The 25,918-nt window shown below is 38.9% G+C and carries 23 protein-coding genes and 1 tRNA gene; 23 read left to right on the forward strand and 1 reads right to left on the reverse strand.

Annotation, left to right across the window (positions count from 1 at the left end):
- Positions 1-17: 17 nt before the first annotated feature.
- The 20 genes from LHV68_05645 to LHV68_05740 all read left to right on the forward strand — a co-directional run bounded on the left by LHV68_05645 (position 18) and on the right by LHV68_05740 (position 20,601).
- Positions 18-566, forward strand: a complete 549-nt coding sequence (locus LHV68_05645; protein MCB4791353.1) for a CvpA family protein — start codon at positions 18-20, stop codon at positions 564-566.
- An 18-nt stretch (positions 567-584) separates the two neighbouring features.
- Complete coding sequence (gene hisG / locus LHV68_05650) at positions 585-1,457, forward strand: ATP phosphoribosyltransferase (protein ID MCB4791354.1); 873 nt, start codon at positions 585-587, stop codon at positions 1,455-1,457.
- Positions 1,458-1,475: 18 nt separating this feature from the next.
- Positions 1,476-1,763 (forward strand): nucleotidyltransferase family protein, encoded by a 288-nt coding sequence (locus LHV68_05655; protein MCB4791355.1) that lies wholly within the window; start codon positions 1,476-1,478, stop codon positions 1,761-1,763.
- Positions 1,760-2,104, forward strand: a complete 345-nt coding sequence (locus LHV68_05660) for a DUF86 domain-containing protein (GenBank protein ID MCB4791356.1) — start codon at positions 1,760-1,762, stop codon at positions 2,102-2,104. The genes LHV68_05655 and LHV68_05660 overlap by 4 nt, the downstream gene beginning before the upstream one ends.
- A complete protein-coding gene (gltX, locus tag LHV68_05665; protein ID MCB4791357.1) occupies positions 2,097-3,617 on the forward strand; it encodes a glutamate--tRNA ligase in 1,521 nt (506 codons plus the stop codon). The genes LHV68_05660 and gltX overlap by 8 nt, the downstream gene beginning before the upstream one ends.
- A 151-nt stretch (positions 3,618-3,768) precedes the next feature.
- Entirely contained in the window at positions 3,769-4,107 is a 339-nt protein-coding gene (locus tag LHV68_05670; protein MCB4791358.1) for a DUF1844 domain-containing protein, read from the forward strand.
- Positions 4,108-4,288: 181 nt separating this feature from the next.
- Positions 4,289-4,362 (forward strand) — tRNA-Gln (locus LHV68_05675).
- 360 nt (positions 4,363-4,722) lie between these two features.
- Positions 4,723-5,115 carry a HEPN domain-containing protein gene (locus tag LHV68_05680; GenBank protein MCB4791359.1) on the forward strand — a complete coding sequence of 131 codons (393 nt, stop codon included), beginning with the start codon at positions 4,723-4,725 and terminating at the stop codon, positions 5,113-5,115.
- Complete coding sequence (locus LHV68_05685; GenBank protein ID MCB4791360.1) at positions 5,094-5,426, forward strand: nucleotidyltransferase domain-containing protein; 333 nt, start codon at positions 5,094-5,096, stop codon at positions 5,424-5,426. Before LHV68_05680 ends, LHV68_05685 begins: the two co-directional genes overlap by 22 nt.
- A 1,033-nt stretch (positions 5,427-6,459) precedes the next feature.
- Complete coding sequence (locus LHV68_05690) at positions 6,460-9,168, forward strand: tetratricopeptide repeat protein (protein ID MCB4791361.1); 2,709 nt, start codon at positions 6,460-6,462, stop codon at positions 9,166-9,168.
- Between the two features lie 141 nt (positions 9,169-9,309).
- Positions 9,310-11,913, forward strand: coding sequence for a tetratricopeptide repeat protein (locus LHV68_05695; protein MCB4791362.1), 2,604 nt, complete (start codon positions 9,310-9,312; stop codon positions 11,911-11,913).
- A gap of 34 nt (positions 11,914-11,947) precedes the next feature.
- Positions 11,948-12,202 carry a GIY-YIG nuclease family protein gene (locus LHV68_05700; GenBank protein ID MCB4791363.1) on the forward strand — a complete coding sequence of 85 codons (255 nt, stop codon included), beginning with the start codon at positions 11,948-11,950 and terminating at the stop codon, positions 12,200-12,202.
- 68 nt (positions 12,203-12,270) lie between these two features.
- The gene (rpiB, locus tag LHV68_05705; GenBank protein MCB4791364.1) at positions 12,271-12,753 is read left to right on the forward strand and encodes a ribose 5-phosphate isomerase B; all 483 of its coding nucleotides are present in this window, start codon (positions 12,271-12,273) and stop codon (positions 12,751-12,753) included.
- Positions 12,737-13,381, forward strand: a complete 645-nt coding sequence (locus tag LHV68_05710; GenBank protein MCB4791365.1) for an HAD-IA family hydrolase — start codon at positions 12,737-12,739, stop codon at positions 13,379-13,381. Before rpiB ends, LHV68_05710 begins: the two co-directional genes overlap by 17 nt.
- 32 nt (positions 13,382-13,413) lie before the next feature.
- Positions 13,414-14,088 carry a DUF3800 domain-containing protein gene (locus tag LHV68_05715; GenBank protein MCB4791366.1) on the forward strand — a complete coding sequence of 225 codons (675 nt, stop codon included), beginning with the start codon at positions 13,414-13,416 and terminating at the stop codon, positions 14,086-14,088.
- A gap of 361 nt (positions 14,089-14,449) precedes the next feature.
- The gene (locus tag LHV68_05720; GenBank protein ID MCB4791367.1) at positions 14,450-16,153 is read left to right on the forward strand and encodes a glutamine--tRNA ligase/YqeY domain fusion protein; all 1,704 of its coding nucleotides are present in this window, start codon (positions 14,450-14,452) and stop codon (positions 16,151-16,153) included.
- 69 nt (positions 16,154-16,222) lie between these two features.
- A complete protein-coding gene (locus LHV68_05725) occupies positions 16,223-17,206 on the forward strand; it encodes a hemerythrin domain-containing protein (GenBank protein MCB4791368.1) in 984 nt (327 codons plus the stop codon).
- A gap of 15 nt (positions 17,207-17,221) precedes the next feature.
- A complete protein-coding gene (locus LHV68_05730) occupies positions 17,222-18,214 on the forward strand; it encodes a hemerythrin domain-containing protein (GenBank protein MCB4791369.1) in 993 nt (330 codons plus the stop codon).
- A gap of 143 nt (positions 18,215-18,357) precedes the next feature.
- Positions 18,358-19,671, forward strand: a complete 1,314-nt coding sequence (locus tag LHV68_05735) for an endonuclease Q family protein (GenBank protein ID MCB4791370.1) — start codon at positions 18,358-18,360, stop codon at positions 19,669-19,671.
- Positions 19,672-19,689: 18 nt separating this feature from the next.
- Positions 19,690-20,601, forward strand: a complete 912-nt coding sequence (locus LHV68_05740) for a TIGR01212 family radical SAM protein (protein ID MCB4791371.1) — start codon at positions 19,690-19,692, stop codon at positions 20,599-20,601.
- Between the two features lie 21 nt (positions 20,602-20,622).
- Here LHV68_05740 and LHV68_05745 read toward each other — a convergent pair whose 3' ends face one another.
- Positions 20,623-21,546, reverse strand: coding sequence for a hypothetical protein (locus LHV68_05745; GenBank protein MCB4791372.1), 924 nt, complete (start codon positions 21,544-21,546; stop codon positions 20,623-20,625).
- Positions 21,547-22,036: 490 nt separating this feature from the next.
- Between LHV68_05745 and LHV68_05750 the strand changes: the two genes are divergently transcribed.
- The 3 genes from LHV68_05750 to LHV68_05760 all read left to right on the forward strand — a co-directional run bounded on the left by LHV68_05750 (position 22,037) and on the right by LHV68_05760 (position 25,810).
- Positions 22,037-23,053, forward strand: a complete 1,017-nt coding sequence (locus LHV68_05750) for a phosphotransacetylase (protein ID MCB4791373.1) — start codon at positions 22,037-22,039, stop codon at positions 23,051-23,053.
- 224 nt (positions 23,054-23,277) lie between these two features.
- On the forward strand, positions 23,278-24,141 hold the full coding sequence (locus tag LHV68_05755; protein ID MCB4791374.1) for a DUF4912 domain-containing protein: 864 nt from the start codon (positions 23,278-23,280) through the stop codon (positions 24,139-24,141).
- Between the two features lie 82 nt (positions 24,142-24,223).
- On the forward strand, positions 24,224-25,810 hold the full coding sequence (locus LHV68_05760) for a DUF1957 domain-containing protein (protein MCB4791375.1): 1,587 nt from the start codon (positions 24,224-24,226) through the stop codon (positions 25,808-25,810).
- Positions 25,811-25,918 lie beyond the last annotated feature (108 nt).

Genomic DNA, 25,918 nt, shown 5'->3' on the forward strand with positions numbered 1-25,918 from the left:
ATGGCAGGAGAATTTTAATGAATATTTTTGATCTGGCAGTAGTTGCCTTGTTGGCTGCGAGCATATATTTTGGATACAAAACCGGGATTATAACAAGTTTTTTTTATGTTTTAAGCGGGTTTATAGGTATGTGGGCGGCTCAGGAGTTTGTAAATGAGCCAAAACTTAATTATTATCTCGTTTTTCTGGCAAGTGCAGGAGTGGTGATCCTTGTAGGTTTTTTTATAAGTCATTTGATAAAAAAACTTCCGTTTTCCTGGATCGACCACCTGTTCGGCGTGTTTCTCGGGATCATTCTTGGTTTTGTTATTATTGGAACGGTCATTTTTCCCGTTTCCTATCACCTGCCCCAAAAAACAAGGAACGCGGTAGCCACTTCGTTTACCGCAGAAAAACTTATACCGCGGTTCCAGAAAATGTTCCCGAAAGTGAAACAATTTAACTTAAACGATATAAAAGATAAGATATCTCTTCCTGAATTTCCGAAAAGCCTAAGTTTTAAACTGCCGGCGGCTTTAAAAAAGATAAGCTTCTTTAATAAAATTAACAATAAACTAACTTCGTAATTGGATAAGGAGAATAAATTGAAAAAGTTAAAACTTGGTTTCCCAAAAGGAAGTCTGCAGGATTCTACGCTTGAATTGTTTAAAAAAGCGGGTATCCGCATAGATGCAGCATCCCGGTCATATTTCCCAAGTTGCGATGACCCTGAACTTGATATTATGATGGTACGGTCTCAGGAAATGGCGAAGTATGTAGAGGACGGAGTGTTTGATGCAGGGCTTACCGGATACGATTGGATATGCGAAACTAACTCTAAAGTAAAAGAAGTATGCGAACTTATATATGCAAAAAGCGGTTTCCGTCCAGTTAGATGGGTGCTTGCCGTGCCGAACAGTTCAAAAATAAGGTCGGTTAAAGACCTTAAAGGAAAACGCGTGGCAACTGAACTGGTAAGGTATGTAAAAAGGTTTTTTGCCAAAAACAAAGTCAAGGCTGAAGTGGAGTTTTCCTGGGGCGCAACGGAAGCAAAAGCTCCTGCCCTGGTAGATGCAATAGTAGAACTTACGGAAACAGGTTCATCGCTACGTGCCAACAATTTGAGGGTTATTCAGGAAATACTAGTTTCTACAACGCGTTTTATCGCCAATTACGGTTCTTTAAAAGACCCGTGGAAGAAAAATAAAATAGAGAACCTGGCGATCCTTTTAAAAGGCGCGCTGGATGCAGAAGGCATGGTAGGTTTAAAAATGAACGTGGCAAAAAAGAACCTGGGCAGGATAAACAGAATACTTCCGGCTCTTAAAAAACCCACTATATCGGAATTAAGCATAGACGGATGGGTTGCGCTTGAAGTAATAATGGAAGAAAAGACAGTAAAAAAAATAATCCCGGAACTCAAAAGAGCCGGCGCCGAAGGAATAATCGAGTACCCGCTAAATAAAATAATATACTGATAAACGTGAGGTAAAAAAATGGCAGCAAATGAAATATCGAAAGTTTTACGCAAGCATGACGACCTTCTGAAAAAATATAACGTCAAAGCTGTTTTTTTGTTTGGCTCCTGCCTGCGCAGCGAAGAAAAGGAAAACAGTGACATAGATTTTATTATAGATTTCAAAGAACCTGTTAGTATTCTTGAACATGTTAAATTAAAAAACGAACTGGAAATAATTTTTGGCAGGCAGGTTGACATTGTAACACGCAAAGCCTTAAAACCTGCAATTCGCGAGAATATTTTAAAAGAGGCCGTGGCTGTATGAGGAATAACAAGTTGTATCTGGAAGATATCAGAGAAGCAGCTGCAAGGATAATGGAGTATACCCGGCCATTGACATCGGATGGTTTTGTTTCAGATACAAAAACTTTCGATGCAGTAATAAGAAACCTGGAAATTATCGGAGAAGCGGCAAAAAACATTCCTGAAGCTTTTAAAAGCAAGTATCCGGACGTGGAATGGAAAGCGATCGTTGGAATGAGGAATATCCTTACTCATGAATATTTCGGGCTGGATTATGAAGAAATCTGGAAAACTATAAAAAAAGAGATACCGGACCTAAAAAAAGCAGTGGAAAAGATACTTGGTGAACTTACAAATGAATGACGTCAGGGTTCGTTTCGCTCCATCGCCTACGGGTTACCTTCATATAGGAGGCGCAAGGACAGCGCTTTTTAACTGGCTTTTTGCCAGGAATATGAAAGGTAAATTTATACTTCGAATAGAAGATACAGACGAGGTGCGCTCTACCGCACAATCGGTGGGCGCTATCATTGAAAGCATGAAATGGCTCGGGCTTGACTGGGACGAAGGGCCAACCCAAATTGAAGACAAGGTTAGTGATGATAAGAGATTTTTAATAAGCGGGAGAAATTATTTAGGAAATTGTCCTCCATACTTTCAGATGGAAGCCAAAGAAAAAGGTATCTATCAAGAATTTGTAGATAAACTTATCACTCAAGACAAGGTTTATCCATGTTATTGCACAAACGAAGATGTAGAAACAATGCGCCAGAAAGCACAAGCCAAAAAACAGATCCCGAAATACGATGGCACCTGTCGCAAACTGACTAACCTTGAAAGAGATCAAAAAAAAGCTAAAGGCCTTCCGTCAGTTATTAGGTTTAAAATGCCGGATGAAGGCAGTGTTTCATTTGACGACATAGTACGGGGATATGTGTCATTTGAAAACGCAGTACTGGATGATTTTGTTATTATGAAAGCAAATGGTGTGCCGACATATAACTTTGCCTGTGTTGTTGACGATTTCAGGATGCAAATATCTCATGTAATAAGAGGTGACGATCATCTGTCAAATACTCCAAAACAGATTCACCTTTATAATGCCCTAGGTTTCCAATTGCCAAAGTTCGCACATCTTTCTATGATACTTGGGTCAGACGGGTCGCGGCTTTCAAAGCGCCACGGGCACACATCCGTGCTTGAATATAGGAGCGACGGTTACCTGCCTGGCGCCCTGGTGAACTATCTTGCCCTCTTGGGCTGGTCTACTACGGAGAGCCAGCAGCTTTTTAAACTTGATGAATTGATAAAGAAATTTTCACTTGAAAGGTGTTCTAAAAACCCTGCTGTTTTTGATAACCAGAAACTTCAGTGGATGAACGGCGAATATATAAGGCAGCTTTCGCCCGAAAACCTGAAAGAAAACTTCTATTCCTGGCTTGGCAAAAACCCGGAAGTTCAAGCAAAGATAAGCTCCTGGGACAGGAATTTGATCGACAGGCTCATTGTCATGGAACAGGAAAAGATAAAGCTTTTAAAGGATATACCCGGGCTTATTGACATATTCTTTGTTGATGCTGTAGAATATCAACCTGAAGCTGTTGAAAAGGTGCTAAAAAAAGACAGCGCTAAAATGGTCCTTGAAGAGAACCTGAAAAACCTCGGCGGTTTAAACGATTTTAATGCGGATACTTTAGAAAAGTATGCCAGGGATTTTGCAGCACAGAAGACCCTGGGTACAGGCAAGGTTTTCCATCCTCTTAGAGTAGCTGTTTCAGGCAGGACACAAGGGCCGAGCCTTTTCCACATGATGGAGATCCTGGGGAAAGAAAAAACTTTAAAAAGAATAAATGAATGCCTGATGAAATGTTTCTAAAAGATGTAATTATCCCGCCAAGGCGGGATGTCACCCGTCCTTCGCCCCTTACGGGGACTACGGACGCCGTCGTCCAAAGCCTGACTATGGCGTCGGACGAGGACACAGCGTTATTAAAGGGAGCCTCCGGCTCCTGCCAGAGGAGTCCCATATGGAACAAAAAAACATGAACCCGCATTTTTTAAGTATTGTTATGGTTTTTGCCGGCAGCTGCTGGCAGCATTTAGGGAAAGTCCCGAACCAGATAACAGGCAAAATTGAAAAAGACCTGGCCCAGGCGCAAATGGCCATTGATATACTTGATATGTTAAGCCAAAAGACAAAAGGCAACCTGACAAGCGAAGAAGATAAATTTCTTTTAAGTACACTTAGCGATTTACAGTTGAATTATGCGGATGAAGTAGATAAAGAAGCAAAAACACCTCAGCCACAGGTTAAAGAAGAACAAAAAACGGAAACAAAGCAAACGGATCCAGAGGTAAAGAAATAAAAAGTCTTGTCGTTTACTTTGTACTATGCACTCTAAACTATGAACTGTAGTTATATTGCCCCGTGGGCCGCAGTCCGAGGAATAACGAGGACATGGTTTGCGGCGGGTGCGAGAAGGTGAGCACCCCGGCAACACAGGCTGGCAATTACAGTTAAAAGAAGTTTTTAAATAAGGTTTTAATTGCCCCGTGGTGTAACGGTAACACAATCGGCTCTGGACCGGTAATTCAAGGTTCAAATCCTTGCGGGGCAGCCACTCTTTGGCGACAGAACTCCAAAAGAGAGAATTCCAGAGCCTAGCAAAAAAGCATTGAATTATTAAGTATTTTAGTGACGATCATTGAAACATCAAAATTGAGCAAAAAATAAAGACTCAATTAGAGAGGTTTAGCCAGAGAAATAGCTTGATAAATCATGCAAATATTTATCTCTGTATCTCTAAATTGGCTGATCCAAAAAATCAAAAGTTTCAGAGCTATTTTGGCTTTTTTATTGATTTTTTAGCGTATTTTAAGTAGGCTAAAAAGCTCTGAACCAAAAATCGCCGTATAATTTGAAAATAAAGGCAAAACCCCTCTCTTTTAAAACAGAGAGGTCAAGCAGAAAAAGAAAATAAATGGATAAAAAAGCTTATAAATCATCAGAAGAATGGTTTAGCCAGGCAGACTACGACATAGAAACCGCAAAGGCCATGTTGAAAACTCGCAGGTACATATATGCTGTTTTTATGTGCCACCTTTCAGTAGAAAAGGCATTGAAGGGGATTTATACAAAAGTCTTGGAAAAGGATGCTCCAAAAACGCACAATCTAATATACCTTTACGAGCAAACAAAGCTTCAGATGCCAGATGAAATACTGCGATTTGTAAACAACTTAAATGATTTAAGCATTCCTACAAGGTATCCCGATGAACTTAAATCAATGATGGTTAATTATAATAAAGACAGAACGCAAAAGATTTTCGATGAAACAAAAAAGGTGTTATCATGGCTAAAAGAACAATTATAAGAGCGAAAGATTTATTATTTAAGTTATTCCGAGAAAGAGATATATCATTAGAGAAAGTAGTGGTATTCGGATCTTATGCAAAAAAAACCGCCCGGCCCGACAGTGATCTTGATATAATAGTTGTCTCAAGGGCCTTCAGGGATAAGGACATATTTAAGAGGGTGGAACTTGCAAGCGGAATAAGTGGAAGCCTAGTTCATGCAATGAATAAACCAATTGATTTGATGTTCTACTCTGATAAAGAATGGGAAAGCGGTTCCTCAATAATAATGAATACAGCCAAGCATGAAGGGCTGGTATTTAGCAAATAGTTGCGAATCGGGTTCAGAGCAAAATATGTTGAAATATCAATAGAAAACGAGATATAGTTATTTAAGAGTCTGAATCCCTTTGGGGCAGCTTTTTATTTAAGGTCATAACTTTCACTCGACATTTCCAGAGACCATTTATACGAAAAGCCAAATAAATCGTCGTAAATCCAAAGTTTAGTGCCTTCAAAGCACTCTCTAACTCCTTATAACACACTACCCAGCCTCAAATACTTAAAAAATAAACCCAATTTGTATCTCGCTATCTCTAAAAAGCGAGATATGAAAAATTGAAAATTCCAAAGTATATTTAAAGAAAGTGAAAAGTAAAAGTCTGTTTAAAAAAAGTTTGTATGAATATTTTATGATACATAGAATCAATTAGAATGATTTAAAATATAGAACAATATCTGGCTTATGAATAGCACTTGTACTGAATGTCCCTAATGCGAGTGGACAATTTGAAATGCATTGAAATATCAGTTGTTATTTGAATTTTTGTATGAGGCAAAACCGGACAAAGATAAGAATCCAGCCCTTCCTTAAACAGCTTTTAGGAAGAGCTGGGTCAAAACCGATTGACATTGCTGAATAATCGCAAATTGAGCCCTATATTTTATTTATACGTGATACTAAAACTTTACCCCATTCTTTGGGGCGTCATCCCTTCGGGAGATCACCCGCAGGGTGAAAATCCCGCTTTATCCACGTATAGATTCATAGTGTTCAAGTTTGCGGGATAAAAGTATCGCTGTTTCACGCAGGAAAAGCATGAAATATGCTATAATACTGATATTAGCATAGCCCGCAAATCAGAGAGATAGTTATATATCAAGATAAACCGGGCAGTTTATAATTCAAAAATCAATTCACTAATATCCAATGTCCCGTCACTGATTTTTCGAAGTTTAAAGTTCGGTTTTTTGCAAGGGAGGGTTACACTTGAGCCTCAACAGATCCTTCGCAATTTTTTATCCTCGATAAATATACATGCCTAAAAATCTTCTACAAAATATTATAGCATCTTTTCTAATTTATGGAAAATAACGATTATTTCAAGCCAGGACAATTATTTAAGTTAAGCTATTTAATTGGCAGGATAAAAAGCATAAGGTCGTTTAAAGATCTCATGCAAAGGCTTTATAGCGCCTGTGTATTGTTTTATAAAGTAGCGGCCTTTAGGTACGGGAAAAAATACTGGAAGAGGCTTGAAGAAATACGGGATTTGTCTAAAAAAGCCGGGCTGTTTGTAGAGCAGGGCAAGGCCAGTGCCAGAGAGGGCAGGTATGCCGAGGCGGAAGAAGAATTTAAGGAAGCGATAAAGATAGATGCTAAGAGCGAGGCAGCACACCAGGAACTTGGGAAAGTTTATTATATCCAGAACAGGCTAAGCGAAGCGGAGGAAGAGTTAGGGAAGGCTATCAAGATAAACAAAAAGAACAGGAACACGCAATTGCTGCTGGCAAAGGTATACAGCGCAGAAAATAAATATGTACCTGCTTTGGATGCTTTTTTTAAATTAATCAGTCCCGGCATGGATAATACCGGGATATATACAGAAATAGAAATTGTATATGGAATCAGCAAAGAATATGACAAAGCTATAAAAGGGTATAAACAAGCCATAGCCAGGGGTGTTGATGATGGCTGGATACATCTTGCATTGACTAAAGTATATCTACAAAAAGAAGTATACGATGATGCTATAAAAGAATATAAAGAAGCCATTAAAAGAGGAATGGATACTAAAGGAATACATTTGGATCTTGCCGGGGTGTATATCCGGAAAAAAGACTACGCTAATGCTATAAAGGAATATAAAAAAGCTATAGAAATAGGCGGAGATGATATAAACACACATTTAGAAATCGCACGTGCATATTACAACAATATGCAATATAACCTTGCTATCGGAGAATGTAGCAGGGCTCAAAAATCTTACTCGTCTATTGATGCGCTTCGTATTATGATAAAGGCATATAAGAAACTTAAAAATTATGATTTATGCCTAGAGACGGGCAAGGAGTATATAAAAAGGGAAAATGAAGAAGATGTTGAATATAATAAAAAATTGATAGATACATTTAAGGCTGAAAATAAAGGCAGAGGCACAGTTGAGGATCTATCAGTTAAGATCATAAGGACGGCATATTTTGAGAATTTCCCAAAAAGAGAAATAAATTATTCTTTACTGCTGCCTCTCGGGATGGCCCGTATAGTTTCATATCTCAGGTCAAACGGTATAGAGGTAGACCAGGACGACCTCTATATTAAGGTAAACCAGGGCAATATGTTCGCAGGCGAAGATGAGAGGATAGACAGGGATGTTTTTTTTGATAATGAAAGAGTGATAAGGTATGCCCAGGGGAAAGATGATATAGATATCGAAAAAATACTTGAAAAGACAGAGGAGATGACAAGGTTGAAAGGGTATAAAGTTATCCTGATTTCCATGTGCACATCATTCGTAGATAAAAGCGGATGCATGTTCGTCCTGGCTCTGGCAAGGTTTTTAAAGAAAAAGTATAACCCGCTTATCATCGTCGGCGGGCAGGGCAATACAGTAGAGGATATGGTGAAATACAATAACAAGAACATAGATTTTATAGTTGATAAGAAAGGCGAGAAACCCCTGTTCATGCTGCTGTCAGCCTTAAAATATAAGATAGATATAGACAAAATCCCCGATATTTCAATAACGAATAACGGGAAACTAATAAAAACAAACCTGCGCAGCAAGTTGGATATCATTCCTGATTTTAACGGCCTTCCGCTGGCTCTGTATGAATACAGGAATAAATGGGAACCGGGTGCCGGGTGTGATAAAGAGACAAAGGACAGCATAGTTGGATTTAATAACAGCAGGACCTTGGTATCACCGTATGTAATGATGGAAGGTTGTTCTCATGAATGCGCTTTCTGTTGTGATTCCACCTCGGATATTTTGCTTTCTCTGGACCCGAAAAAAGCAGTAGAGTATATGTCAAAACTAAATAAAATCTACGGTATAAAGTACTTCCTGTTTTTAAATAACACAATAAACCTGTCAAAGAAATATATAAATGAATTGTGCGATGAAATAATAAATTCAGGCCTTGATATTTTATGGTGCGATTGTGCAAGGGGAGATAACCTTGACAGCCAGACGCTTTTTAAGATGAGAAAAGCAGGGTGTATAAGGCTGATATACGGCATGGAAACTGCAAGCCCGAGGCTGTTGAAATATGTAGATAAAGAAATAAATTTAAAGCGGCTGGAAGACATCATTTCCTGGACCGATGAGGCAGGGATATGGACGGGTATAGAGATAATATGCGGGTTCCCGCACGAGACAAAAGAAGATATAGAGATGACGGTAGATTTCCTGAATAAAAATAAAAAACACATTAATTGGATCTATTATAATATATTTAAATTACTTCCAACCAGCAGGATAAATTCAGACCGCAAAAAATACGGGATAGAGAATGTTTTTATAAATGACGAGGCAAAGCAATATGTGAGCGCCAGGTTAAGGACATCGCTGGAAAGTGCTTTTGATGAGATAGGCGGTTTAAGGTGGGGCGACAAAATAAAGCAGATGGTAGAAAGGTATGATTATGTCGTAGATAAAACTAAAGTTAACGGCAAAAGCCTTCCTGATTATGAGATGGAACATTTTTTATTTTATTTGTACTCAAAATACAAAGATAAAAATGAAATATTAAGAGTTTTTAATAAAGTGAGAGACGGTATTAATTCATAGTATAGGAATTTGAAAATCCTATACTTGATTACACAGATTATTAACTGCGATTACACCGAGTAACGTTAAAACCGCTTATGTAATCACTGTTATCTTTATGTAAAAGCTGCGTAATCGACAAGTTCTCGAAGAGGCTGACTTGTGGACAGGAACGACGGTTATTTCAAGCCAGGACAATTATTTAAGTTAAGCTATTTAATTGGCAGGATAAAAAGCATAAGGTCGTTTAAAGATCTCATGCAAAGGCTTTATAGCGCCTGTGTATTGTTTTATAAAGTAGCGGCCTTTAGGTACGGGAAAAAATACTGGAAGAGGCTTGAAGAAATACGGGATTTGTCTAAAAAAGCCGGGCTGTTTGTAGAGCAGGGCAAGGCCAGTGCCAGAGAGGGCAGGTATGCCGAGGCGGAAGAAGAATTTAAGGAAGCGATAAAGATAGATGCTAAGAGCGAGGCAGCACACCAGGAACTTGGGAAAGTTTATTATATCCAGAACAGGCTAAGCGAAGCGGAGGAAGAGTTAGGGAAGGCTATCAAGATAAACAAAAAGAACAGGAACACGCAATTGCTGCTGGCAAAGGTATACAGCGCAGAAAATAAATATGTACCTGCTTTGGATGCTTTTTTTAAATTAATCAGTCCCGGCATGGATAATACCGGGATATATACAGAAATAGAAATTGTATATGGAATCAGCAAAGAATATGACAAAGCTATAAAAGGGTATAAAGAAGTAATAGCCAGGGGTGTTGATGATGGACGGATACATATTGCATTAGCAAAGGTATATGTACACAAAGAAGAATACGGTAATGCAATTGTGGAATATAAAAAGGCTATGGAAAGAGGCGGAGATGATATAAACGTACATTTAGATATCGCACGGGCATATTATAAGAATGCGCAACACAATCTTGCAATCGAGGAATGTGCCAAGGTCCAGGAAACCGCTCCGTCGCTTGAAGCGCTTCGTATTATGATACAGGTATATAAGAAACTGAAAAACTTTGATCTATGCATACAGACAGGCAATGAATATATAAAAATGGAAAATGAAAAAGATAAAGAATACAATAAGAAATTATTAGCTATATTCAGCGTTAATAAAATAAATAGAGGCAGAGAAAAAGAATTAACGGTCAAGATCATCCGTACGCCGTATTTCGAGAAAAAGCCGGAAGATAAGTTAGATTATTGTTTGCTGCCGCCTATAGGTATTGCGCGGATAGCGTCGTACTTAATGTCAAACGGGATAAAGGTGGACAAAGATGACCTCTACATCAAAGTAAACCATGACAACATGTTCGGAAACGAACGAGACAGGATAGACAGGGAAGTCTTCTTTGATGAAAAAAGGGTCTTAGAATACGTGCAGGGGAAAGACGATATAGATATTGAAAGCATATTTAAAAAAACAGAAGAAAGGACAAAACTGGAAGGATATAATGTTATTTTGATCTCTTTGCCTGCAATAGTAGGCAATACGAGCGGGTATATGTTCGTCTTATCTTTTGCGAGGTACTTAAAGGGAAAATATAATCCTGTCATCATAATAGGAGGGCTGGATGATACGGTAGTTGATATGATAAGATACGATAACAAAAATATTGATTTTATAATTAAAGGGAAAGGTGAGAAACCCCTGTTCATGCTTTTATCAGCCTTGAAATATGGGATAGACGTTCGTAAGATCCCTGATATTTCAATAGAAAATGACGGGAAATTGATAGCGACAGACCTGCACAGCAAGCTGGATGTCGTTCCTGATTTTAGCGGGCTTCCGCTGGAACTGTATGAATATAAGAGCAGGTGTAAACCGGATGATAAGTACGACGATGAAGCCAAAGAGGTAGTTAACGGATTTAATAACAGCAAAGTAATGGTATCGCCGTTCGTGATGACGGAAGGCTGTTCATATGAGTGCGCGTTTTGCGGCGATTCGTTCAGGGATATTATATTTTCTCTGACCCCGAAAAGAGTTGTTGAACATATAAGGACCTTAAATGAAAGATACGGGACGAAATATATTTTCTTTTTAAACAACACGATCAACCTGTCAAAAAAATATATGAATGAATTTTGCGATGAGATAATAAATTCGGGCCTTGATATTTTGTGGAGCGATTGTGCAAGAGCGGATAACCTTGATAGGGATACGCTTTTAAAGATGAGAAAAGCAGGGTGCATAAGGCTGATATACGGAATGGAAACTGCAAGCCCGAGGTTATTAAGATATATTGATAAGCAGATCAACTTAAAACGTTTAGAAGACATACTCTCCTGGACCGATGAAGCGGGGATATGGACAGGCATAGAAATAATATGCGGTTTCCCGGGCGAAACAAAAGAAGATATCAAGATGACGGTAGAATTCCTCAATAAAAACAAGAAGCATGTTAATACCATCTTTAACAATATATTTTATTTGATCGGAGGCAGCAAGATGTTTTTATATGCGGGAAAATACGGCATAAGGAATATAATTAAGACCGACACATATAAATACGAGCGTGATAGGTTAAGGGGGGTAAGCAGGAATGCTTTTGACGAGGCAGACGGTTTAAAATGGGAAGATAAATTAAAACAAATGTCCGATGCCTATGACTATATGCAGAAAATAACCAATTCTAATAGTAATTACCTGACGGATTATGACGCCGAGCATATGTTGTTTTACATGTATTCAAAATATAAAGATAAAAAAGAAATAGTGAGGATTTTTGATAAATTGTCCGGATATAAAACATAGCAGCTTTTAAAGTGCAGTAAGGGAATAACCTAAAATGTGGCACGTTTATATTTTGGAATGCAAAAATTTGAGCCTCTACACCGGGATAACGGACAATCTCAAGAGGCGCATTAAACAGCATAAGGAAGGTAAAGGCAGCAAATATACCAGGTCATTCGGCGTAAAAAAACTGCTTTATGAAGAAAAACACCCGACTAAGAGCTCAGCACTGAAAAGAGAGGCTGAAATAAAAAGTTTTGAAAGAGAAGAAAAGCTTGCCTTGATAAATAGAAAAGAGTGTAATTGTTGACTACTGAGTATAAGAGTGATAAAATTAAATATTATTTGGAATCAAAGAGATGGCTTGGAGGCTCAGTTATGCAAAAAAGAAAGTTTTACATAGGTTCTGATCATGCCGGTTATAATTTAAAAGAATACGTAAAATCAAACCTTAATAAAAAAGGCTATGTTGTAGAAGATCTCGGGACATATGACAAAACCAGCGTGGACTATCCGGATTTTGCAAAAAAAGTAGCTATTAAGGTAAGCCGGGACAAAGACACTTCCGGTGTTTTGATATGCGGGACGGGGATCGGCATATCGATAGCAGCGAACAAGGTGCCCGGTATAAGGGCTGCGTTGTGTAATGACCCTGCCTGCGCGGCTTTGGCAAGGAAACATAATGATGCAAATATCCTTGTACTTGCCGGAAGGCGATATAATAAGCGGAAAGTAGACAGTATCCTAAAATCCTGGCTTAAGGCAGATTTTGAAGGCGGGAGACATTTACGAAGAGTAAACAAGATAAAGAATATAGAACGAGAATTTTCTAAAAAGACAAATAATGGATGTCAGAATTAAACTTATCATATTTGACCTGGACGGCACTCTTGTAAACACGAAAAAAGATATCGCAAGGGCTATTAATTATTCTTTGGTCAATGTCGGGCTTAAGGAGAAAGATATAGAAACTATCACTTCATACATCGGAGAGGGCCTGAGAAATACAATGTTTAAAGCCCTTGACCTGAAACATGAAGAGCTGCTGGATAAGGCAGTAGGACTTTTCAAGAGTTACTATATCGAACATCCGGTTGATGATGCCTATGTATATCCCGGAGTTAAAGAATTTTTAGAGAAAGCAACGATGACAAAAGCCGTGATAAGCAATAAAGACAGGGATTTATGTGTAAAAACACTTGAATTATTAAACATAAATGGATACTTTGATGTTGTGGTAGGCGGTGAAGACCCGAATTGCAGGAAACCTGACCCCTGCCCGCTTCTTAAGGTAATGAAAAACTTAGGTGTTGATTCCTCTTCTTCAATGATAGTAGGCGATATGGAATCTGATATAATCGCAGGCAAAGCCGCAAAAATCAAAACCTGTGCCGTAACATACGGATTTGGGAAAATAGAGGACATAAGAAAAGCCGCCCCTGATTATTTAATAGACAGCTTCTCAGAACTAAACAAATTTATAAATTAACCTGACAATTCCCCTGTAATGGGAGAGAATACTTGATATATTTATACCTTGATGAAAGTGGAGATTTGGGGTTTGATTTTATCAATAAAAAGCCGTCCCGTTTCTTTGTAGTTACGATATTGGCTGTGCAAGGTGAGGATGCACGGCGTAGGATAACAATTGGGGTAAAGCGTACTCTTAGAAGGAAATTGAATCCTGCAAGCAAACGTCAAAGGATGGTTGAGGAACTGAAAGGCACTGATACTACATTTGAGGTCAAACAATATTTTCTCCGGCAAATTAAGGACGCTAAGTTTTCAATTTACAGTATTGTTTTGAATAAAAAACGGGTATATGAATACCTTCTCAAAGATAAATCCCGTGTTTATAACTGGGTAGCGCGCCTTTTATTGGATAATGTGAATATTTCAGGGGCGCAGACAAGGGTTATGCTTGTGCTTGATAAATGCAAAGGAAAACGTGAAATAGAGGATTTCAATACTTATATCAGGTCGCAGTTACAGGCACGGATAAATCCAAAAATTCCTCTAGATATACGCCATCTTGATTCGTTACAGGAATGCTGTTTACAAGCATGCGATATGTTTGCCTGGGGAATTTTTAGAAAATATGAGCGCAGGGATAATAAATGGTGGAATGTTTTTAAAGAAAAGGTGGTTTATGACGGAACATATCTGCCTGAAAATAAAAATGAGCGCGCCCTATAAATTTTATCGTTTCGGCTTTTGCCTACCAGATGGAAGGGAACACCGAAAACAACTTATAAAGGACTTATCGCTCAATAATAATATACTCAAATATTCGTTGATTGTCAATAGGAAGCAAAAAGTAAATTGATTAAGATACATCTTAAGGAAATATAAACCATGTTATTTAAAAAATATTTTATAATAGCAATTACTTGTATTTTTCTCTTTTCTTAATAGGGGACGGTCTTAAGATATTAAGATAACAGATATAAGAAGAAACAGCATAAGTTTTCAAAAATAGTTTCAGGCAAAGTATTCATATAGATTTTAGCTTACAAGGATAAGGAATATTTAGTAAAATACTAAAAAAGGAAGAAACATGACAGAACTTAATGAACCAAAAGACAAGGGAAAAGATTTTATCCGTACCATCATAGATGAAGATATAAAGAACAACAAGAACAGCGGCAGGGTCGAAACCAGGTTCCCACCTGAACCGAACGGGTACCTGCATATAGGGCATGCAAAGGCTATATGCCTTAATTTTGGGCTGGCAAAAGAATATAACGGGGTTTGTCATTTAAGGTTTGATGATACAAATCCGGTAAAAGAAGATGTCGAATATGTAGATTCTATACAAGAGGATGTAAAGTGGCTTGGTTTTGACTGGGGAAAACACCTTTACTATGCCTCTGACTATTTTGACAGGTTCTATGAATATGCAGTTGAATTAATAAAGAAAGAAAAGGCTTATATATGCAATTTAAGTCCGGAAGAGACACGGCTTTACCGCGGCACACCGACAGAACCTGGGAAAAACAGCCCTTACAGGGACAGGCCGGTAAAGGAAAGCCTTGAGCTTTTTGAAAAAATGAAAAATGGCGAGTTTAAGGAAGGGGAATGTATCCTAAAAGCAAAAATAGATATGGCTCACCCGAATATCAACATGAGAGACCCTGCGCTTTACAGGATAAAACATGCCGAACATCACAGGACAGGCAATAAATGGTGTATATACCCGATGTATGATTATGCCCACCCGATATCTGACGCCATAGAAGACATAACGCATTCTATATGCACTTTAGAATTTGAAGACCACAGGCCTTTGTATGACTGGGTTTTGGATAACATAACGATAAGCTGCCATCCGCAGCAGATAGAATTTGCAAGGCTTAATTTAACATATACAGTTATGAGCAAAAGAAAACTCCTTGAACTTGTAAAGGACGGCATAGTCACCGGCTGGGATGATCCAAGAATGCTTACGATCTCAGGGCTTAGGAGAAGAGGGTATACCCCAGAGGCTATCAGAAATTTCTGCGACAGGATAGGCGTTGCAAAAACGAACAGTACTATAGATATCGCCCTTTTAGAATATTTTATACGGGAAGACTTAAACAGGACAGCGCAAAGAATTATGGCTGTACTTGACCCGTTAAAAGTAGTAATAAATAACTATCCGGAAGGCCAGGTTGAATATTTCGATGCAGATAACAATCCGGAAAACCCGGAACAAGGAGTAAGAAAAATACCGTTTTCAAAAGTTATTTATATAGAAAAAGAGGATTTTAGGGAGAATCCGCCGCCCAAATATTTCAGGCTTACCCCTGCCCAGGAAGTCAGGCTAAAACATGCGTATATAATTAAATGCGAGAAAGTTATTAAGGACAGTGAGACCGGAGAACTGCTTGAACTGCACTGCACTTATGATCCTAAAACCAAAAGCGGAATGCCCGATGCACAGCGCAAGGTAAAAGGTACCCTTCACTGGGTCTCGGCCCTGCACGCGATGGACGCTCAAGTAAGGCTTTATGACCGGCTATTTCTAAAGGAAAACCCTGATGATGCAGGCGAAAACGAAGATTTTAAGGCCAGTTTAAACCCCGATTCAGTAAAGCGTCTCAACTCATGCAAAATCGAAAATATTTTTAAAACCTATAAGACAGGCGATACCTATCAGTTTTTAAGAAACGGTTATTTTTGTATCGACAAGGATTCTACCGGTGAAAAGATTATATTTAACCGTACAGTAACTTTAAAAGATACCTGGGCAAAAATAGAAAAATCAGGCAAAAAATAAAGCTTGAAAGATTAAATTGATTTAACAATGCTTTTTTGGTAAGATTTTGTCACGCTATTAAAATATACTATGAATAAGAAAGAATTACAGAACATCCTTGCGGTATTCAATACTCTTGTAGAGTTTAAAACTACCGTACTGCATTTTTATGAAGCCTGTGCAAGCTGTTATATGGAAGACAGGTCTTTCTGGGATTCCCTGGTTGAAGAAGAAAGGCATAAGATACAGGATATAAAAAGAATGGCCGCCATAATAAACGAACGGCCGGATAAATTTGAAGTCGGCGAACAATTCAAATCCGATTTAACACAAATATTTTCTTTATATGCAAAAAACAACATCAGGAAAGTTAAAAACTGCAGCCTTTCAAAACGAGATGCCCTGATAACAGGGTTAAATATCGAACTGTCTTCCACAAGTACAAAATATAATGAGATAGTAAGGACTTCTGACTTCGAGTATCTGGGGATAGCAAAAGATGTTACCTCAAATATTCTTGTTCACAGAAGTAAACTAAACAAGAAGATCAATGCATTAGACAAACTGTCAAATGCGGAAAACGGGCCCAGTGATTTGAATGTATCAGAGCAGGATAAAGAAGCTTCAACAATAAAATATATTGACCCGGTTATAAACATAATATTGGCCCATAATCAATTCAAGGAATATCTTGGGTTGTTCAGGTCAGTCATTGCGGAAGAAAATCCGAAACAGCACGTTTGGGAAAACATTGAGAAAGTTGTTCGCTTTAACATGAATGAAATTGAGAGCCATTTTCTATTTGAAGAGAGTTTTGTGTTTAAAAAAGTATCCGAAAGCCCTGTATATTTAGAGGCAGCTCCTGTGGTGGACGAACTTTTAAAAGAACATAACAAGTTAAGGAGTATTATAAAAAATGTCGAGGCCCTGCTTTTAAAAAGCGATATTCCTTTGTCGAAAGAAAAGGGAAGTAAATTAAGAATGATTTTAAATGATTTTATTGACATTGTCCTTAGCCATTTGTCAAAAGAAGAAGAAAAAATATTGCCCCTTTTAAATACTTTAAAGCAATAATTAAGGGTTCGTAAAATGGATCAGGAAGATACCTCTAAGATCAAAGCCATTTTTGAAGTATTAAAAAGGTTTAAATCCTCGTTCCTTGAATTTTGCCAGGCATCGGCAGATGTGTGGGTGGAAGACAAAGGGTTCTGGCTATCTCTTGCAGAGGAAGTACAAAGGCATATAAATGATGTAGATAAAATGGCAGTTAAAGTACAAGAAAGGCCCGGAGATTTTGAAATAGGGGAACCGTTCAGGTTTGATGTAGTGGATATGTTCCTATCTGACATAAAAAAAAATATTAAGTTATTAAAAAACAAAGAGCTGTCAAAAAAAGAAACGCTTGTAATTGCCAGGAACATTGAGCAATCGGTGTTAGGCACAAAATATAGCGAGATAGTAAAAACCAATGACCAGGAATACTTGGAGCTGGCAAAAGAGGTTATTTCCCAGACAGTCCTGCTCAAAGGTAGGTTGAACAAAAGAATCAGCGATCTTGACAGAGGGCTATGGGAGATAAAACCGCAAGAAGTGATAAAAAAAACCGTGATCCCGGATATACCGAAGCCAGCCTCTATCGATGATAAAGGCCCTACTAAAGCATCGGAAAGCTTCCTGAAGGTAAATTCATATCATAACCTGTATAAGGAGTATTTGGTGTTGATGCAGAAAATCGAGACCGAACTTCAAAAGCACAGCATCTGGATGCATCTTGAAAAAATCGAAAAATTCATGAAAAGGGATATAAGCGAGCATTTTAATTTTGAAGATGAAGTTATATTTAAACAAATACTGTCCGAGAATACAGATGACACAATGAGGCAATTGATAGATGAGCTAGAGAACGATCATAAAATGCTTATCGATAAAATAAGCCAGTTTGAGCAGATCGTTTACGGAGTGGTATTCCCTCTATCAAAGAAAAAAACAGAAGAGCTGTCGATACTGATACAGGAGTTCACGATTATTTCCTTAAATCATCTTAATAAAGAAGAAGATAAAATCCTCCCTTTAGTGAAATAGAATATCAGATATATAAGATAAGAAAGAATATAAAATTAACCCAGCCCTTCTATAAGTTGTTTTTAGTAGAGATTGGCTGATATAAAATTAAATGAAATACTCTGCAATAGCAAACTATTCTAATAGTTTTAAAGAAGGGCTGGGTGAAATTCATAGCTGATTTACACATCCATTCTCATTATTCCCTTGCTACCAGCAAAAATCTTACGCCCGAACACCTGGACCTTTGGGCGCAATTAAAAGGCATTGATGTCATCGCTACCGGTGACTGCATCCATCCTGCCTGGCTTAAGGAGTTAAAAGAAAAACTTGAACCTAATAAGAGCGGCCTGTACAGGTTAAAAGACAGATATAGGCTGAGAACAGAGGATATAAAACTGCCGAAAAAAGTAAAAAAAGAAATAAACTTTATTTTGCAGACTGAATTAAGCTGTATTTACAAAAAAAACGGGAAGGTAAGAAAAGTACACAGCATAACTATATTGCCTGATTTTGCTTCGGCAGAAAAACTTCAGAAGCAGCTAGAAAAAAAAGGCAACATAGAATCTGACGGAAGGCCTATCCTTGGAATTGATGCAAAAAATATCTTGGCTATGACGCTTGTTTCAAACGATAAGGCATTTGTCATTCCTGCGCACATATGGACACCGTGGTTCTCGGTGCTCGGGCAGAATTCAGGTTTTGACAGTATCAGTGAATGCTATGAGGACCTTACTAAATATATTTTTGCTCTCGAGACAGGTTTGTCAAGCGACCCGCCGATGAACTGGGCATGCAGTTTTTTGGACGGTTTCAGGCTGGTCTCAAATTCGGATGCACATTCGCCGGAAAAGCTTGGCAGGGAAGCGAATATCTTTGATACCGAGTTGTCCTATGACGGGGTATATAATGCGTTGAAAAATGATTCCGGGTTTACCGGGACTATTGAATTCTTTCCTGAAGAAGGAAAATACCATTTCGACGGGCATAGAAAATGCGGTATCTGCTTTAGCCCCGGGGAAAGCATAAAACACAAAGGTATTTGCCCTGTGTGCAAAAAATCCGTTACGAAAGGTGTAGCTTCCAGAGTAGAAAGCTTAAGCGACAGGAAAGATTTAAACGGTTTTAAAAATAGAAAAGAATTTTATTCGATAACATCGCTTCCGTCAATTCTTAGCGAGATATTGTCCTGCGGAGTAGCGTCCAGGAAAGTCAAAGAGGCATATTTTGACGTGATCGACAAAGTAGGCTCGGATTTTTATACTTTATTGTTTGCCGGGCTTGATGAAATAAGGCATCGCAAAGGAGAGGTCTTATCTGAAGCTGTAAAAAGGCTTCGTCAGAAGAAGGTCCATATAAAAGAGGGTTTTGACGGAAAATTCGGCAGGATTAAAGTGTTTAGCGACAAAGAGATGAAAGAGATAGGCAATAAAGTTTCTCTTGCTGCACGAACAAATCCGTTCGATAAAATGTCTTAGTAGAAATAAGATAAAATCATGGAAAGATATTATAAGTTCTCCACTTATTTTAAGAATATAGGGTATAAAGAAAAAATACTTAAAATAACCGTTGATGCCGGTTTTACCTGCCCCAACAGGGACGGCAAGATCTCTAGGGACGGATGTATATACTGTAATAATGAAGGTTTTAGCCCGAACACTAGAAAAAAATTGCCTGTAGAAGAGCAGATCTCTCAAGGGGTAGCTTCGCAAAAGATAAAAAACAAAGACGCCCGCTTTCTTGTCTATTTTCAGGCTTACACGAACACTTATGCTCCTGCGGCAAAACTGAAAGAAGCGTATGACAATATAAGAAGTTTTAAAGACATTGCAGGTATAGCCGTAGGCACAAGGCCCGACTGTATAAATGAGGAAAAATTGCAGTTGATAAACTCCTATGCGAACGATTATGAAGTGTGGCTGGAATACGGACTGCAGAGCATGCACGACGATACACTTATGGCAATAAACCGCGGGCACACTTACGAACAATTCCTGGATGCGATAAAGTTAACGAGAAAATACAAAAAAATCAAGATCTGCGTACACGTAATCCTAGGCTTGCCAGGGGAAAATAAAGATAAAGTAATAGGAACAGCCAAAGCTCTGGGGGGGTTACAGATTGACGGTATAAAGATCCATCCGCTTCATGTAATAAAAAACACTAAACTGGAAGAATTGTACAAGGAAGGGAAGGTGAGGCTGCTAGAGCAAAAAGAATTTGCCGAGTTAACTGTAAGTTTTCTTGAATTTATATGGCCAAAAACAGTGATCCAGCGCATCAGCGCTGATTGCCCGAAAGACCTGCTGGTCGCACCTGGCTGGATAAACGATAAATCAGGCACGCTAAATCTTATCGAAAAAACAATGCTTGCCAAAAACACTTTCCAGGGAAGATATTGGAAATGAACTGAAACAAAAAGATAGAAACTAGAACTTAATGTTAGGCCGCATCATTATAGAAAAAGTGTCTTCTGTGAACCTTGCGAGGTCCCCTGAATACAGATCTTTCTTTTCCAAGGTAAATCCAAGCTGCAGCTGGAACGCCAGCTTCTTATTTTTTAACGGGTAAGATTTTCCTACCAGAAAATAATGTTTTACTGAGCTGAAAGTCTGGTAATCAATATCCATCCTATATTCAATATTAGAGTTATTAAAGATCGATTTTCCATTTTCTTTAAAATCTACCCTGTCCCTGAAGATAGAAAAATACAGTACATCTTTGATATTAGAATTCTCGTGCTGTTTTGTGCCTATTCTATAGCTCCAGTTCATTATTCTTTTTTCCGTGATCCTGTCCCCTTTAACTTTCCATTCCATTTCAGACCATTTATCGCCTATCATTTCATTGCTTTTAATATGGTAATCTCCGAAACTGACTAGATATCCCATATAGGCTTTTCCTTTAACGTCTCTTTTTATACCTTTTGGCTTGAAATTGACTACATTGCCTAAAAATACAGAATACGCATACGGTTCTTCAAAACCTGTTGTCACAACCTGTATCCAGTTCATTTCTTCAGTTAATTGCGCGTGGCCATGTAAATCTGGATGGTTTTTATTAATGTAGGCGCCTATGTACGGTAATGGGTAGCAGCTTATTTCAGCAAGCAGGCATTTTGGCAAAAAAGCCCTGTTGAATAAATATCGATAAATACTTTGTTCGCTCTCTTCGCCCAAAAACGGCACAGAATCTTTTGCAAGGCCCGTATAGTAATCTATAGAAGAATAATATGGGTCAAGCTCAATATCAAGGCCGGCATTATCATAATCTTTTGTGAAAATGACGTACGCCGAGGCGTTAATAGAGAAAATTAAAAATAAAAGTGTTAATAGAAGTAGTTTTTTCGACATTGTTATTGGGGTGTATAAAAAAAGGCAACCGAAGATTCGGCTGCCTGGCCTAAATGGGTATAGTTTATCTATCCCTAGGCAATACTATAGTAGCAGACTATTCCCGTATTGTCAAGATATTTTTTTGTAAAATATTAAAAAGATCTTTTAGGAAAAACTTAAGCTTATACATTCTATTAAAAATTTAAATTTTTATCAAATTTGATAAATTTTGTATTTTGTTGTAAAATAAATCGCAAGAAATTATTGACATTGAATACTACTCAGAAGGATTCAGTGAATCCCGCCAAGGCGGGGCGCGAATAAGAATAACCATTTAGAAAGGTTCAGTGAAGAAAGACTCGCAATGCGAGACTTTCTGAACGCGGAAGGGAAACATAGTTTCCCTCCGGGAGCGTTCCGGCGAGCGATTTCCGATCGAGCCGGAACAATCCTGAGTGAAACGAGGGTAGGCCCCGCCAAGGCGGGGCGCGACATAAAGGAGAACAAAATGGTTTTTAAAAAATTTATTGAAGACGCCAAAAAATTGAAGGGAAAAATAATTTTTGGCGAAGGAGATGAGGAAAGGACCATAGAAGCGGCAGCCAGGCTTGCAGAAGACGGGGTCTGCAAGACAGCTGCGGTTACGGTTGATAAAAAAAATATAGAAAAAATCGCAAAGGATAAAAAAATAGATGTTTCGATGGTGGAAATATTAGTACCTGCTCTTGAACTGATAGATAAAGATGTCCTGGCCTGGTTTATAGAAACACGGGCCGCAAAAGGCCTGGCAGAAGAAGATGCAAAAAAACTTGCCCTTGAACCGCTTCATTTTTCCGCATTATATGTAAAAAGCGGGAAAGCGAATGGCTGTGTTTCAGGAGCACGTTCAGCGACAAGCGATGTCTTGAGGGCCGCACTGCACGGTATAGGCACTTCAAAGGACACAAAGCTGATATCTTCTTTTTTCCTGATGGTCCCGCCGCAGGGCCACCCCCTGGTAAAAAAGCCGATCCTGTATTCTGACTGCGGAGTTAACCCAAACCCGAACACTTTAGGGTTAAAAGATATTGCTGTGGCAAGTGTATCAAGTTTCAGGTGTTTGTTCCCGGAAGAACCCCCGAAAATGGCATTCCTGTCGTTTTCTACTAAAGGAAGCGCCCAGCACAGGGTTTTAGAAAAGGTAATAGAAGCTAGTAAGCTGACCCAGGAATACTTTAAGGATGATGCTGCGGTAAAAGTTGACGGCGAATTGCAGTTTGACGCCGCTATAGTTCCTTCTGTAGGGCAGAGAAAGTCGCCAAAGTCTCCTGTTGCAGGCCAAGCCAACATATTTATTTTTCCTGATTTAAATGCGGGCAATATCTGCTATAAAGCCACTGAAAGGCTGGGTCAATTTACCGCGATTGGGCCTATTGTACAGGGGCTAGCAATGCCGTTCAATGATCTAAGCCGGGGCTGTTCGGTCCAAGACATATATCATGCTGCTATCATAACGCTTCTTCAAAGCAAGAACTCGAATTGCTAATACAATAGCCCGGTAAGAGCTAATAACAAGAATACTGCACAGAATGTTTTGCATAATATTTTCTAAAAATCATAAGTCATTTAGAAGAAAAAGCGGAATAAAGTTAAAAAAACAACAAAACACAACAAGTTTTTAAAATTTAGTTGACAAAATATTAATAAAAAGATAGAATTTCGTATTAAGAAATTTAAATTTACTGGGTTTTCATCCAGGGGGTTAAGATCATGAGTGATAATCTGAGTTCAAAAGCACACGGTGCATCAAGGCAATCCAGGGCTTCGGGCACGATACAAGGGCTGCCAAAGAATTACGGAGATACAAAAATCGTAATTTTACCAAGGGATCCTGTTTGGTTTTATGCCTACTGGGAAATATCAAGCGCAACAGTCAACCAGCTGCGCGATAAATTAACGAATGAAAAATATAATTCAAGCTCTTGGATTTTAAGGGTTTATGATGTAACGGACCTGATTTTTGACGGAACTAATTCCCGCAGGTTTTTTGATATAGCGATCAACAACGATTCGGACAACTGGTACGTTAATGTCAGGGATGTTAACCGTTCCTGGTGTGTAGACCTCGGGCTGTTTACTCAACAAGGAGAGTTCATCTTTGTTGCCAGGTCAAATGCCCTGTTAATGCCAAGACAAGGGGTATCACCCGTAACGGATGAGCAATGGGCTATTTTGCAGAAAGAGTTTGAAAAACTACTGAAACTTTCCGGGGTAGACCAGATAGGTAAGAGTTCGTTTGATATAGCAAAACTTATGCGCGAACGGTGGGAAGAGATACTGTCCGTTTCCTTGTCTTCGCCAAGCAGTGTAAGCTCCTGGAAAGGCGCCCCTTCTGAACGAAAACCTAAGGATTTCTGGCTTAAAGCCGACACCGAACTCATCATCTACGGCTCTACAGAATCAGATGCCAAACTTACTGTTGACGGCCAGCCGGTTGCTTTATATCCTGACGGTTCATTCTCGTTAAGGTTTTATTTGCCGGACGGAAAAAAAGAATACCCTATCCATGCAGTTTCCAATGACGGCACTATGGAAAAAAAGATAACTTTTGTGGTTAAAAGAGATACAAAATAGGATAAACTTAAACAAGACTTTAAAAACTTTAACAGCCTTAAGTCTTGAAATTTGAAAATCGTTATTAAACGTGAATAAATATATGGAACCTAAAGGTTACTTGTGCCTACAACTTCATGCCCACTTGCCGTACGTCAGACATCCCGAATATCCCGATTTTCTAGAAGAAGACTGGTTATATGAAGGAATCACAGAGACCTACCTGCCGCTCCTTTCAATTTTTGAAAAACTCGTTGAAGAAAATATAGATTTTCATTTAACAATGACATTTACGCCTTCTTTGGCAGGGATGCTTGCCGATTCGCTGTTACAGGGAAGGTATTATAACAACTTAAACAAATTAGTTGAGCTGTCTGAAAAGGAAGTATGGCGGACCAGGAATATCCCGGCATTCCAGGCTGTGGCAAAGATGTACGAGGCGCAGCTTAAAAACTGCCGCAGGCTTTGGGAAAAATATAACGGCAATATCCTTACTGGGTTTAAAAACCTCCAGGATATGGGAAAACTTGAGATAATAACGTGTTGCGCTACCCATGGTTTTTTGCCGCTCCAACTCAACAAATCAAGCATAAGAGCACAGATAAAAGTTGCGGTTCAGGATTACAAAAGGCATTTTGACCGGCCGCCGAAAGGCATCTGGCTTGCAGAGTGCGCTTATACTCCTGGGATAGATGAAGAATTAAAGAAAGAAGACATAAAATTTTTCTTTCTTGAAGCGCACGGCATACTTTACGGGACGCCCCGCCCCAGGTACGGCGTATTTGCGCCGGTCTATTGCCCGTCTGGAGTTGCAGCTTTCGGAAGAGACCTTGAGACAGCCCAGCAGGTTTGGAGCGCAGAGCACGGGTATCCAGGCGACCCGGACTACCGGGAGTTTTACAGGGACCTGGGTTATGACCTTGATTATGATTATATTAAGCCGTATCTTCATTCCGACGGAGTAAGGCGCAACATAGGTTTAAAATATTATCGTATTACCGGTAAAGTCCCTTTAAGCGAAAAAGAGCCTTATAATCCTGAATGGGCTTTGAATAAAGCCGCCAGCCATGCAGGGAATTTCATGTACAATCGTGAAAAACAGATAGAATACCTTGCAGGAGTGCTTGGCAGGGCACCACTGATCACCTCAATGTATGATGCGGAACTTTTCGGGCATTGGTGGTATGAAGGACCGAATTTCATAGATTTTCTATTCAGGAAGATCCACTATGACCAGAATGTTTTTAAAACGATCACCCCTATGCAGTATCTTGAGAAATTTGCAAGGAACCAGGTTATTACTCCTGCTTCATCAAGCTGGGGAGATAAAGGATATTTTGAAGTCTGGCTTAACGGAACAAATGACTGGATCTACAGGCATTTGCATAAATCAAGCGAAAGAATGACAGATATCGCAAGAGCCAACCCTGAGCCTAATGATGTCTTAAGAAGGGCTTTGAATCAGGCAGCAAGAGAATTATTACTTGCTCAATCTTCAGATTGGGCTTTTATATTGACAACACGCACTATGGTAGAGTACGCCGAAAAAAGAACTCGTGAACACCTGCTTAATTTCAGCAATCTTTACGAACAGATAAACCGTAACGCGGTGGATATCGGGTACCTGCAGGACCTGGAATACAGGAACAATATCTTCCCTGAAATAGATTATAAAGTTTTCTTGGAATAGCGGACCCCACGGCAGCCAGAGGTTTTTTTAAAGACCGTACCTTCCGGCTATAGACCTTCCTCCAGCGGAGAGTTTGGGGTTTTCATACGGAGGAAAAAATTACAAAAT

Origin of the sequence: Candidatus Liberimonas magnetica (genome assembly GCA_020523885.1) — a bacterium.
In the GTDB taxonomy this organism is placed as follows: Bacteria; Elusimicrobiota; Endomicrobiia; order Endomicrobiales; family JAFGIL01; genus Liberimonas; species Liberimonas magnetica.